Consider the following 12147-nt stretch of genomic DNA (forward strand, 5'->3'; position numbering starts at 1 on the left):
ACAATAAGCGGAACGGCCATAAATGACCGATCACTCGTCCATCGCCGACACCCCGTCTTCATCTGCCACGCACAACCAGGAAGACCGCAACCACAGCGCCTCGTCTCGCTCCCGCACCCGCCCGTTCGACCTCGCCATCCCGCAAGGGCATCCCTGGAACGACACCGCTCACCTGCTGGCGGTGCTCGGTGATGCCCGCTTCGGCGTCTGGGCCTGGGAGCTGAAAACCGGCAGGCTCTACTGGTCGCCCCGCAGCCAGGACCTGTTCGGGCTCGATGGCGGGCCGGAGTTCGCCACAGGCATCGCCGGCTACCTGGAGCTGGTCGCCGAAGAGGACCGCGAGACGGTCGGCCAGGTCTTCGAGGCGGCACTGCACAACGACGACCGGCACCTGCGCCTGGAACACCGGGTCCGCTGGCCGGACGGCAGCCTGCACTGGCTGGAACTCACCGGGCAGCGCCACGGCGCCGAAGCGGCCGAACAGCCGATGCTGATCGGCGTGATTCGCGACAATACCGAACAGCGCCAGCAGGCCGAGGCGCTGCAGCAGAGCCAGGAGCGGCTGCAACTGGCCCTCGAGTCCGTCCAGCTGGGCACCTGGGAATGGCATATTCCCAGCGACATGCTCTATGCATCGGCGCGCGCCTCGGACCTGCAAGGGACCATGGAAGGCCCCTATCATGGCTCGTTCCGCGAGTTCTTCGCCCATGTACCGACCGAGGACCGGCAGAAGATGCGCCACGCCTACAGCGATCTGCTCGCGGGCCGCATCGAGCAGTACCAGGTCATCTACCGCGCCCAGTCGGCAAGCGGCGGCACCCGGCACCTGGAAAGCACCGCCAAGCTCTACCGGGACGCCGAAGGCCGCCCGCTGCGCATGGCCGGCATCATCATGGACATCACCGAGCGCGTGCTGCGCGAACAGCACTTGAGCGCCTCGGAGGAAAAATTCGCCACGCTGTTCCAGGGCAGCCCGGACCCCATCTGCGTCTCGCGCATCCGCGACGGCAGCTTCCTGGAAATCAACCCCAGCTTCAGCAAGACCTTCGGCTGGCAGCCGCAGGACATCGTCGGCCGCACCGCGCCGGAAATCGGCTTCTGGCGCGATGAGCGGCGGCGCCAGACGCTTTACGCACAACTGACCGCGGAGCAATCGCTGGAAAATGCCGAGGCCGAGTTCCGCTCGCGCGATGGCGAATCGATCACCTGCGTGGTGTCCAGCCGCTTCATTCGGGTCGAGCGCAGGCTGTGCATCATCACCACCTTTCGCGACATCACCAAACGCAAGCAGGCCGAAGCGGCGCTGCGCGCGAGCGAAGCGAAGTTCGCCAAGGCGTTTCGCGCCAGCCCGGACGCCATCACCATCACCGAGCGCGCCAGCGGCCGCTACATCGAGGTCAATGAAGGCTTCTGCCGGCTGTCCGGCTATCGCATGGACGAGGTGATCGGCCGCACCGCGCACGAATTGCGCGTCTGGCCCGAGTCCCAGCGCCAGGAAATCATCGAGGCGATCGAGCGCGAGGGGCGCCTGAGCAACCGTGAAATGCGTGGCATGGACCGCGACGGGCGGATCAAGCACATCGAGGTCTCGGTCGAACCCATCGAACTCGACGGCATGGACTGCCTGCTGCTCACCGCCCGCGACATCGGCGAGCTCAAGGCGGCGCAGGCGCAGGTCCATCACATGGCCTACCACGACCCGCTGACCAACCTGCCCAACCGCGCACTGCTGATGGACCGCCTGACCCAGCACAGCGCGCTGCACCAGCGCCACGACCTGCGGGGCGCCCTGCTGTTCCTCGACCTCGATCATTTCAAGCACATCAACGACTCGCTCGGGCATCCGGTCGGCGACGCCGTGCTGAGAATGGTCACCGCGCGGCTGGAAGCCAGCATTCGCCAGGAGGACACCGTGGCGCGGCTCGGCGGCGACGAGTTCGTCGTGCTGCTGACCGGTCTCACCGGCCGACGCTCGGAAGTCACCCGCCATGTCCGCCAGGTGGCGGAGAAGCTGCGCAAACTGCTCGCCGAGCCCATGCAGTTCGAAGGCCACCGCCTGCAGGTCACGCCGAGCATCGGCATCGCCCTGATTCCCGATCACGGGGCGACGCCGGCCGACCTGCTCAAGCGCGCCGACATCGCCCTCTACCGGGCCAAGGACGCCGGGCGCAACGCCATCCAGCTGTTCCGCAACACCATGCAGGAAGCCGCCAGCGCGCGCCTGCGGCTGGAGAACGAACTGCGTCAGGCGTTGCTACGCAACGAATTCGAGCTGCACCTGCAGCCGCAGGTGGATGCCCGCAACGGCCAGATCATCGGCGCCGAGGCGCTGTTACGCTGGCAGCACCCGCGGCAGGGCATGCAGACGCCCGCGGCGTTCATCCAGGTCCTGGAAGAAGGCGCCCTGCTGCCCGAGGTGGGCAGTTGGGTTATCGACGAGGCCTGCCGAATCGGCGCGGCACTGATCGAAGACGGCCTGGTCGATCCTGCCGCTTTCAGCCTGTGCATCAATATCAGCCCGCGGCAGTTCCGCCAGAACGACTTCGTCGAACGCGTCGTCCTGGCCCTGGACAAAAGTGGCTTGCCGCGCCAGATGGTGAAACTGGAAATCACCGAAAGCATCGTCATCCAGCACCTGGACGACACCATCGCCAAGATGCGCCGCCTGCGAAAACTCGGCATCGGCTTCGCCATGGACGATTTCGGCACCGGCTATTCGTCGCTCACCTATCTCAAGCGTCTGCCGGTGGACCTGCTGAAAATCGACCAGTCGTTCGTGCGCGACGCGATCGCCGATGGCAACGATGCGGAAATCATCCGCGCCATCGTCGCCATGGCCTCCAGTCTGGGCCTCGAGGTCATCGCCGAGGGCGTCGAGCAACGGGCCCAGCTGGACCTGCTCCAGCGGCAGGGCTGCCACCTCTACCAGGGCTATCTGTTCAGCCGCCCGCTGCCCGTCGCCTGCTTCCGCGAGCTGCTGGAGGCTGGCCGCTAACCACGAAAAAGGGCGCCGCAGCGCCCCGAATCGCTGTAGGAGCCGGCTTGCCGGCGATCCGCCGCAGCAGAGCATCGCAGCGAGGACTGGGCGTCCCCCAGACGCCTACAAGAAGCCCCCGGATCAGCCTTCCAGCGCCGGCCGCGGCTCGGCATTGATCGGGATGCGCTTGGGCTTGGCCTCTTCCGGCACGACACGCACCAGATCGATGTTCAGCAGGCCGTTGTTCAACGCGGCCCCCTTCACCTCGATATGGTCGGCCAGGCGGAACGACAGCTTGAAGGCGCGCTGGGCGATGCCCTGGTGCAGGTAGGTGACGTTCTGCGCCTCGTTTTCGCGCCGACCGCCACTGATGGTCAGCATGCTGCGCTCGACCTGCAGGTCGAGGTCCGACTCCTGGAAGCCGGCGGCCGCGATCACGATGCGGTACTGGTCATCGCCGTGCTTCTCGATGTTGTAGGGCGGATAGGAGCTGCCGGAATCGTTGCGCAGGGCCGACTCGAACAGGTCGTTGAAGCGGTCGAAGCCGACCGATTGGCGGAACAACGGAGCCATGGAAAAAGAAGTCATGATGCAAACCTCCTGAGATTTCAGCAAAGTCATGAGGCGGAACCCGAATTCGGCATTCCACATTGCCTAGATAGGAACCCTGTGCAAGATTTCAAGAGCCACTTCGTACACTTTCTGATCAGGAAACCCTCCATGCCCAAGGTCATGCTCATCACCGGCGCCAGCCGCGGTATCGGCGCTGCCACCGCGCGCCTGGCGGCTCGCCAGGGTTACGCCCTGTGCCTGAACTATCGCCAACGTGAGGACGCGGCGCTTTGGCTGCTCGACGAAGTTCGCGCGCTGGGCGCCCATGCCATCGCGGTGAAAGCCGACGTCGCGGAGGAGGACCAGGTGCTGGAACTGTTCGCCGCCCTCGACCACGAGTTCGGGCAGTTGGACGTGCTGGTCAACAATGCCGGCATGCTGGAGCGGCAGATGCGCCTGGAACAGATGGACGCGGCGCGCTGGACACGCGTGCTCGGTGCCAACGTGATCGGCAGCTTCCTCTGCGCGCGCGAGGCGATCAAGCGCATGTCCACCCGCCATGGCGGCCAGGGCGGTGCGATCGTCAACCTGTCCTCGGTGGCCGCGCGCCTCGGCGCGCCGGGTGAATACATCGACTACGCGGCAGCCAAGGGCGCCATCGACAGCATGACGCTGGGCCTGGCCAAGGAAGTGGCCGGCGAAGGCATACGCGTCAATGCCGTGCGCCCCGGCGTCATTCATACCGAAATCCACGCCAGCGGCGGCGAGCCGGAGCGGGTCGAGCGGGTCAAGGCGAGCGTACCCATGGGCCGCGGCGGCCAGGCAGAAGAAATCGCCGAGGCGATCCTCTGGCTCGCCAGCGAGCAGGCCAGCTATACCAGCGGCGCGCTGCTGGACGTCAGCGGCGGGCGCTGACCGCAACACCGCTCGACGATCCCCGTAGGCTGGGTTGAGCGCAGCCAAGCCCAACGAACAGATGCCGGGCATCACGCAGGATTTCGAGCAGGGGATGCGCTACGGCATCGCTTGCTCCATCCCCTACCCCAGCGCGGCCTGCCGGATGACGGTGGTATCGACGCCCAGCAGCGCATCGATGCGAGCGCAATCGTTCTCCCTGCGCAGCTCGGCGAACAACGCCACGGCCTCGGGATAGGTACGCGTCAGCAGCGCCAGCCACTGCTTGAGCCTGCCGGGCGCATAGCGCGGCGCTAGCTTGCCCCGCGCCTGTTGCCAGAAATCCACCAGCATGGGCCGGAACTCGTCCCAGCCCATCTCGGGTGCTACCCGTCCCGCCCGCGCCGCGGCGATCTGCCGGGCCAGATCCGGTCGCGAAACCAGCCCGCGGCCGAGCATGATGTCGTCGACACCGCTGACCTCCCGGCAACGATGCCAGTCGGCCAGCGACCAGATATCACCGTTAGCGTACACCGGCACATCCACCACGTCCCGCACCCTGGCCACCCACTCCCAATGGGCCGGTGGCTTGTAGCCGTCCGCCTTGGTGCGCGCATGCACCACCAGTTGCTCCGCCCCACCCGCCGTCAATGCCTGTGCGCAATCGAGCGCAGCATCCGGGCTGTCGAAGCCCAGACGCATCTTGGCGGTCACCGGAATATGCGCAGGCACCGTTCGGCGCACCTCGCGAAGAATGGCATGCAGCAGCTCCGGCTCCTTGAGCAGCACGGCACCGCCGCGCGACTTGTTCACCGTCTTCGCCGGGCAGCCGAAGTTCAGGTCGATGGCCGGCGCGCCCAGCGTGCAGGCATAGGCGGCGTTGTCCGCCAGGCACGCTGGGTCGGAACCGAGCAACTGCACCCGCAGCGGCGTACCGGCGCGGGTGACGGCGCCGCTCTCCAGTTCAGGGGCGAGTTTGCGGAAGCTGTTCTGCGGCAGCAGGCGATCGGAAACCCGGATGAACTCGGTCACGCACCAGTCGACCCCACCGACGCGGGTCAGGACATCACGGAGGATCTCGTCGACGAGGCCTTCCATGGGTGCCAAAGCGATTTGCATTGCGGATTCATCTGCCGAAAAGGGACGGCATTGTACGGAGGCCCGGTGGATTTATGAATCACCGCACGGCGTCCCGCCTCACCACAGCTTCCCGGGCCGCACGGCACGTATCCGGCCTTCCGCTATCGATCGCGGTGCCGCTCCAGCCGGGGGCGCGGGTGATGTTCCATATCCGTTTCGTTGTCACCGTGACCGGGTTCACCCGTTCTTGAACGCGGCGGCACCGATGAAGACCGACGTTGCGCCGAATCGTCGCGTTCATCCGCCTTCTCGTCATCCAGATATTCGATGCCCTTCCCCATTCCCATGGAACCGCTCCCGGCTGCACCCCGATCGACAGCGCCGGTGTTTTGCACCAAGGGCAGATCGGAAAACGGGGCGTCCTGCGCACCGGCGCCCACGGCGACAAGCATCGACACCAGGGCCGCTACAAGAACACGCATGGTCGTTACCTCCACCTCGCCTCTCATCGTTATAGGCAACGGGCGGGCAGTGGAGTGCGGTTGCCCTGGGCCATCGACGACCGGTGGCCCGGCCGGAACCGTCTTCGGCGGCCAGGGTCCGATTTACAAGGATGACCGTTCAGACTGCAGAGAAGGAAGCCATGGCCATGACACCTGCACTGATACTCGCGATGATGATCCTGGGCTGGATATCCGTGGCACTCGCCATGCTCTGGGGCATGCTGCGTATCGCACGCCGTCACCACCCACCGCGCCCCGTGCAACCTTCCATCCGCCGCCATGCTCATGCCGGGAGCCACAGGGTTTCGGCACACCTGGGCGCCTGAGGGGCTTTTTCTCAATTAAACCGTGACAGCCGGAATGAAAGCTGTAGAATGCGCGTCGCGGGATGGAGCAGTCTGGTAGCTCGTCGGGCTCATAACCCGAAGGTCGTCGGTTCAAATCCGGCTCCCGCAACCAATTTCAAAGGCCACTCGACGAGTGGCCTTTTTTGTTTTCGCAATCTCGCTACCTGCCATCACTTGCCGACCTAACCGCTTGAATGGAAAAACTTTTTTCAAAAATTCCGGTTGACAACGCATGGATTGGCTGTAGAATGCGCCCCCACAGACGCGGGATGGAGCAGTCTGGTAGCTCGTCGGGCTCATAACCCGAAGGTCGTCGGTTCAAATCCGGCTCCCGCAACCAAAACCACGAAAAAGGCCACTCATTCGAGTGGCCTTTTTCGTTTCCGGCATCCTTCCCCTCATGCCAGAGCTAATTCCTCCTGGCATCGCACGAACGAATTAAATCCCTCACGCAATGACTCGAGCCAATGCCAGAGTTATTACGCTTGGTAGCAAGAGAAGCGCACTTATAAAGTTCCCCGAGCATTAACCAAGCACCGCGCTCAACTTAGCCACCCTTGTTGAGAAGAATAAACATTAGCGGTGATCGCCATCTTGCCACTGGGTGCCATGCCGCAAACATCCGCCAAAAATACATCATCCTTATAAATCAAATAGTTATCAGAACCAAAAAACCTTCAATCAGGAAAATAACAAAAAATTGGCTAACCGTCTTGACTTCGGTTTCGTTATGACGGATACCTATTGCCCACAGGGAGCAACACGGTGCAGAGCAGTTTAAGACCAACAGGAAAGGTCAAGTTCTGCGGCGAAAGAATTAAATCCCCCTGCCTGAAAAAACAACCGCCAAGTGTGTTGGGACACTTTCGTTCGCCACCTGGTTCTTGATTGGCCTCGGGCAAATACCAGAGTGCGGTAGCTTTGCCTGATGTCGGCAAACAACCAGGATGGAGCGAACTGCCGAGCGGATAGTTACCAAAAGGCAGGCACTTATAAGTAAAACTTCACCACGGCATATATATGCCGATGGCGGTAGCTTTGCCCAAAACTTCTGTTTCATGCCTGTTCTTGTCGGCGCCTCATATGTTGCGCTAAGCGAGCGCTGCTGGCTGCCTTGTGCAGAAGTTCTTTCGAATCATTTTTCCTCTTTTGAATACAGATAGTTAGGTAATCGCAGGAAGCACCCATTCAACAGGAATGCCTTCTTATCTGCCTACCCACCGTTTCGCCTGGCCCGCGTGCAGGGAGATAAACGTGTTATCTACATTTCGCAGCCTTGAATATAAGGAAAAGGCATTGCTCGCCTGGGAAATGGAGCAAAACGGCTATGTCTGTATCCCCGGTTATCTAACCCCCCAGCAGTTGTCACAACTGCGCGAACAAGTGAAGGAACAGGCACGCCTCCATCGGGGTGAGTATTTCGCTCACCACGACGGAGCGGAAGTAGCCGGTTCATTGCTGGCCGTGCTGGGTGCCGCGCAGGAATTCAAAAGCCTGTTGGCCGACGTCTACCAGTTCGGCGCGGGTAAGCCGGCCCATAGCGACAGGATCTATCTGGTGATGCGTTGCCTACAAGGCCAGACGGGACGCAGGGAATCGAACTGCTACCACTTCGACGCCTCGCTGGTCACGGCCCTGGTGCCGGTGGAAATCCCGCAGGAAGGGGAAAGGCGCGGCGATCTGCTGCTGTTTCCCAACCTGCGCCGGATTCGCTCGTACGTGCTGTTCAACGTTCTGGAAAAGACCCTGCTGCAGAACCGCCTGAGCCGCATGTTGATCACCCGGGCGATACGCCTCGGTCTGCTCAAGCCACAGCGCCTGCAGCTGGTTCCAGGCAACCTCTACCTGTTCTGGGGCTATCGCTCCCTGCATGCCAACGAGCCCTGCGACCCGGCCTATCTCCGGGCCACGGCCATCTTCCATTACGGCGACCCCCACGCCGGTAGCCTGCTGACCCGGATGATCCTCAAGCACAACCAGCGCCGGGCGCGCCGTGCCAGCACGCTTGGCGAGCAACAACCGGTCTGAGCGGGCACCACCGCGCTCCGGGCCCGCCGGCAAGCGGCGCGACGCATCCTTGATAAGGAAATCCCCATGATCAATGTGACCAAGACTTACCTGGGCAACAAAAACAAGTTCAAGGCTTACGTGGATCGGATCTACAACTCCGGATGGCTCACCAACCACGGCCCCCTGGTAACCGCGCTGGAGCAGAGGCTGAAGGAGTACCTCGGGGTCAGGAACATCATCCTCACCAACAACGGGACCATCGCGCTGCAGATCGCCTACCGGGCGCTGGGGATCAGCGGTAGCGCGATCACCACGCCGTTCAGCTTCGTCGCCACCACCAGTTCGCTGCAATGGGAAGGCATCAGGCCGATTTTCGCCGATATCGACCCGGCAACCTGGAACCTCGATCCGGAGCAGATCGAGGCGAACCTGGCCAGCGACACCAGTGCCATCGTCGCCACCCATGTGTTCGGCAACCCCTGCGACGTCGAGAGTATCGAGCAGATCGCCCGCCGGCATGGCCTCAAGGTGGTCTACGACGGGGCTCATGCCTTCGGCGTACGCCAGCGTGGGCGATCGGTCTACAACTGGGGCGACATCAGTACCCTGAGCTTCCATGCGACCAAGCTGTTCCACACCATCGAAGGCGGCGCGATCGTCACCAATGACGACGAGATCGCCGAGCGGGTACGCCTGCTGTGCAACTTCGGCATCGTCGATACCGACCGCATCGACGGCATCGGCATCAACGCCAAGCTCAACGAGTTCTCGGCGGCGATGGGCATGTGCGTACTCGACGATATCGAGCTCATCCTCGAGAGCCGGGCCGAAATCGGCCACCGCTACGAGAAGGGCCTCGGCGACCATTTCGATCTGCAACAGCTGCAACAGGGCTGCCAGCGCAACTACAGCTACTTCCCCGTTGCCCTGGCCGACGAAAACCAGTTGCTGCGTTGCCGCAGCCAGTTGAACGGGAACGGCATCAATCCGCGCCGCTACTTCTACCCCTCGCTCGACACCCTCGAGTACCTGCAACCCCAGCAGCCGCAGCCGCGCTCGCGGGCGTTGAGCCGCCGGGTGCTGTGCCTGCCGATCTATCCCGGGCTGTCGCGCAAGGTGCAGGAAAGCGTCATGCAGACGCTGGTCCAGGAATCGATTCATAGCGCGCAATCCAGCCGAATCCTGTTCCAGCCGTTCGTCGAGGCGCTGGGCATGCTGAATGTCGCCGAGCAGGTGCCCAGCACCAGTGCCGGTGCTTTCCCCGAGCAATCCAGGTAGGCCCGCGCGCATGTCCGATCCCAAGCGGTTGTCGGTGATACGCAATACCGGCCTGAACTACCTCGGCCAGGCCTATGCCCTGCTGATCGGCATCCTGATCCTGCCGTTCTACCTGGGGCACCTGGGCGCCGAGGCCTATGGCCTGATCGGCTTCTTCGCCGTGCTCCAGGCCTGGCTGCAACTGCTCGATGCGGGCATGTCGCCGGCACTGGTACGGCAGGTAGCGCACTATCGCGGTGAGCACGAGAATCTCATCCGTGGCGGCGAGGCCGGACGCCTGCTGCGCGCCTTCGAACTGCTGCTGCTGCCCATCGCGCTGGCCGCCTGTCTCGCCATTTATCTGGCCAGCGGCTGGATCGCCCAGACCTGGCTGCAGGCCCGTGAGCTGAGTACCGACACGATCGGACAATGCATCAGCCTGATGGGCCTGATGGTCGGCATGCGCCTGTACGCCACCTTGTACAAGAGCGGCCTGCAGGGTGTGGAGCTGCATGGCTGGCTGAACGCGGCGAACATGGCGATCGCCACCCTGCGCTATCTCGGCGGGCTGTTGCTGGTCGCCCAGGTATCCCAGGAGCCGCTGGACTTCTTCGTGTTCCAGGCCGTGGTCGCCCTGGTGGAGGTCCTCGCCTTCGCCGCCAAGGCCTACGTCCAGTTGCCCAATCCCGGCCTGTTCACCGGCCTGGACTGGCGGGTGGTCAGGCCGGTATTGCCGTTTGCCGGCGGCATGTTCTTCACCTCGCTGCTGTGGATCATCCTGACCCAGCTGGACAAGGTGTTGCTGTCGCGGGTGCTGCTGCTCGAGGAATACGGCTACTTCTCGCTGGTGGCGCTGATCACCACCGGCATCATGACGCTGACCAACCCGCTGGTGCAGACGCTGCTGCCACGCATGACCATGCTGGTTGCCGAGGGGCGGATCGCCGACATGGAGGCGCTCTACCTCAACGCCAGCCGCTTCGTCTGCAGCCTGCTGTTCCCGCTCGCGGCGGTGATCGCCTATCACGCCAGGGCGCTGATCTTCGCCTGGACCGGCGATCCGCAGGCCGCCGACTGGAGCGAGCCGATCCTGGCCTGGTACGTGCTGGGCAGCGCCCTCATGGCGGCCGGGGCGTTCCAGTTCTACTTGCAGTACGCCTATGGACAGCTGCGCCTGCACATCGGGTACAGCGTGATCTCGACCGCCCTCAGCGTTCCGCTGGTGGTCTACGCCGCCCTCGCCCATGGCGCCTACGGCGCGGCACTGGCGTGGTTCTTCCTGCGCCTGGCGACGTTCCTGGCCTGGCCGCCGGTGGTGCACCGGCGCTACGCCGCCGGCCTGCATCGCACCTGGATGATGGAACTGCTGCGGATCGCCGCGATGACCGCCCTCGGGCTGGTGCTCGGCGACCCCCTGTTCGCCATGCTCGTCGGCGACAACCGTTTCGACATCCTGGTGGCGCTTGCCGTGAGCGGGGCCATCTGCCTGTTGCTGGTGGCTGCCAGTTCGAGACCACTGGTACTCAAGCTGTTTGTACTGATAACCAAGCCGAGCATCCAAAAATGGAATTGAAGAACGAGCACGCCTTGATGGAACGCTGGGCAGGCAAGACCGAGCCGTTGCTGAGCATCGTCTGCCTGGCCTACAACCATGCCGCTTTCATCAGGAAGACCCTGGAGAGCTTTCTCCAGCAGGAAACGGATTTCCCTTTCGAGGTGATCGTCCACGACGACGCCTCGACCGACGCCACCGCCGCGGTCATCGCCGATTACGCGGCACGTTATCCCGCCATCATCAAACCGATCTACCAGACGCAGAACCAGTTCAGCCTCGGCGTGCCCTTCAGTACCCGACTGTTCGCCCGTGCCGCCGGCAAGTACATCGCTTATTGCGAGGGCGACGACTACTGGACCGATCCGCGCAAGCTGCAGTTACAGGTGGACTTCCTCGAGCGGCACCGCGACTACGTGATGACCTATCACGACGCGTTCATGTTCAACAGCCAGGGGATCATCCAGACGCCACAGCTCACCGGGAAATACCGCAAGGACGCCACCGCGCTGGAGCTGATGCAGGCCCGCCCGGTCTCGACGCTGACCGTGTGCTTTCGCAACCTGATCCAGGAACTGCCCCCGGAACTGCTTGGCGTGGAAGTGCTGGACATCTGCTGGTGGTCGCTGCTCGGCGCCTATGGCAAGGGCAAGTTCATGGAAGAGATCAGCCCCGCCGCCTACCGCATCCATGAAGGCGGCATCTTCTCGATGCGGCCGAGCAAGCAGCGCATCCAGATGGCCATGCACGCCCATTACTCGCTGGCCCGCTACTACAACCGCATCGGCAACCATGCGCTCTACGAGTACTTCCTGATCCAGGTTTTCGGCGAGTGCCTCTCGCTGATCTCCCCGCTCAGCAAGATTCGCGCGCTGTCCAGCATCACCCAGAACATCAGCCTCAACCTGCTGCGCAAATTGAGCCCGAGGCTGGTCAAGAGTTGAACGTCCCCAACGAAGCCCACCGCCCTATCGC

General features: G+C 63.2%; 10 protein-coding genes and 2 tRNA genes. 9 read left to right on the forward strand and 3 right to left on the reverse strand.

Features of this window, described 5'->3' with window-relative positions; all coding sequences use genetic code 11:
* Nucleotides 1-22: 22 nt before the first annotated feature.
* On the forward strand, nt 23-2995 hold the full coding sequence (locus tag CXK94_RS10115; protein WP_102894242.1) for an EAL domain-containing protein: 2973 nt from the start codon (nt 23-25) through the stop codon (nt 2993-2995).
* A gap of 123 nt (nt 2996-3118) precedes the next feature.
* On the opposite strand, the gene CXK94_RS10120 is transcribed toward CXK94_RS10115, so the two are convergent.
* Entirely contained in the window at nt 3119-3565 is a 447-nt protein-coding gene (locus CXK94_RS10120; protein ID WP_037037615.1) for an Hsp20 family protein, read from the reverse strand.
* A 132-nt stretch (nt 3566-3697) separates the two neighbouring features.
* Between CXK94_RS10120 and CXK94_RS10125 the strand changes: the two genes are divergently transcribed.
* Nucleotides 3698-4444 (forward strand): SDR family oxidoreductase, encoded by a 747-nt coding sequence (locus CXK94_RS10125; RefSeq protein WP_102894243.1) that lies wholly within the window; start codon nt 3698-3700, stop codon nt 4442-4444.
* A gap of 123 nt (nt 4445-4567) precedes the next feature.
* Here the strand turns inward: CXK94_RS10125 and CXK94_RS10130 are convergent, their stop codons facing one another.
* Nucleotides 4568-5542, reverse strand: coding sequence for a tRNA dihydrouridine synthase (locus tag CXK94_RS10130; RefSeq protein WP_037037585.1), 975 nt, complete (start codon nt 5540-5542; stop codon nt 4568-4570).
* 122 nt (nt 5543-5664) lie between these two features.
* Complete coding sequence (locus CXK94_RS10135; protein ID WP_102894244.1) at nt 5665-5985, reverse strand: hypothetical protein; 321 nt, start codon at nt 5983-5985, stop codon at nt 5665-5667.
* Nucleotides 5986-6152: 167 nt separating this feature from the next.
* On the opposite strand from CXK94_RS10135, the gene CXK94_RS10140 reads away from it, so the two are divergent.
* The 7 genes from CXK94_RS10140 (at nt 6153) to CXK94_RS10170 (ending at nt 12116) form a co-directional block, all read left to right on the forward strand.
* Nucleotides 6153-6332, forward strand: coding sequence for a hypothetical protein (locus CXK94_RS10140; RefSeq protein ID WP_037037617.1), 180 nt, complete (start codon nt 6153-6155; stop codon nt 6330-6332).
* Nucleotides 6333-6388: 56 nt separating this feature from the next.
* Nucleotides 6389-6465: transfer RNA gene (locus CXK94_RS10145), tRNA-Met, on the forward strand.
* Nucleotides 6466-6616: 151 nt separating this feature from the next.
* A tRNA-Met gene (locus tag CXK94_RS10150) sits at nt 6617-6693 on the forward strand.
* Between the two features lie 971 nt (nt 6694-7664).
* Nucleotides 7665-8381 carry a hypothetical protein gene (locus tag CXK94_RS10155; protein WP_102894306.1) on the forward strand — a complete coding sequence of 239 codons (717 nt, stop codon included), beginning with the start codon at nt 7665-7667 and terminating at the stop codon, nt 8379-8381.
* A gap of 66 nt (nt 8382-8447) precedes the next feature.
* Nucleotides 8448-9641 (forward strand): DegT/DnrJ/EryC1/StrS family aminotransferase, encoded by a 1194-nt coding sequence (locus tag CXK94_RS10160; protein ID WP_102894245.1) that lies wholly within the window; start codon nt 8448-8450, stop codon nt 9639-9641.
* Between the two features lie 10 nt (nt 9642-9651).
* Nucleotides 9652-11193 (forward strand): lipopolysaccharide biosynthesis protein, encoded by a 1542-nt coding sequence (locus CXK94_RS10165; RefSeq protein WP_102894246.1) that lies wholly within the window; start codon nt 9652-9654, stop codon nt 11191-11193.
* On the forward strand, nt 11184-12116 hold the full coding sequence (locus tag CXK94_RS10170; RefSeq protein ID WP_102894247.1) for a glycosyltransferase: 933 nt from the start codon (nt 11184-11186) through the stop codon (nt 12114-12116). Before CXK94_RS10165 ends, CXK94_RS10170 begins: the two co-directional genes overlap by 10 nt.
* The last annotated feature ends 31 nt before the right edge of the window (nt 12117-12147 follow it).

The sequence above is a fragment of the Stutzerimonas stutzeri genome, assembly GCF_002890915.1.
GTDB classification, from domain to species: Bacteria; Pseudomonadota; Gammaproteobacteria; order Pseudomonadales; family Pseudomonadaceae; genus Stutzerimonas; species Stutzerimonas stutzeri_AF.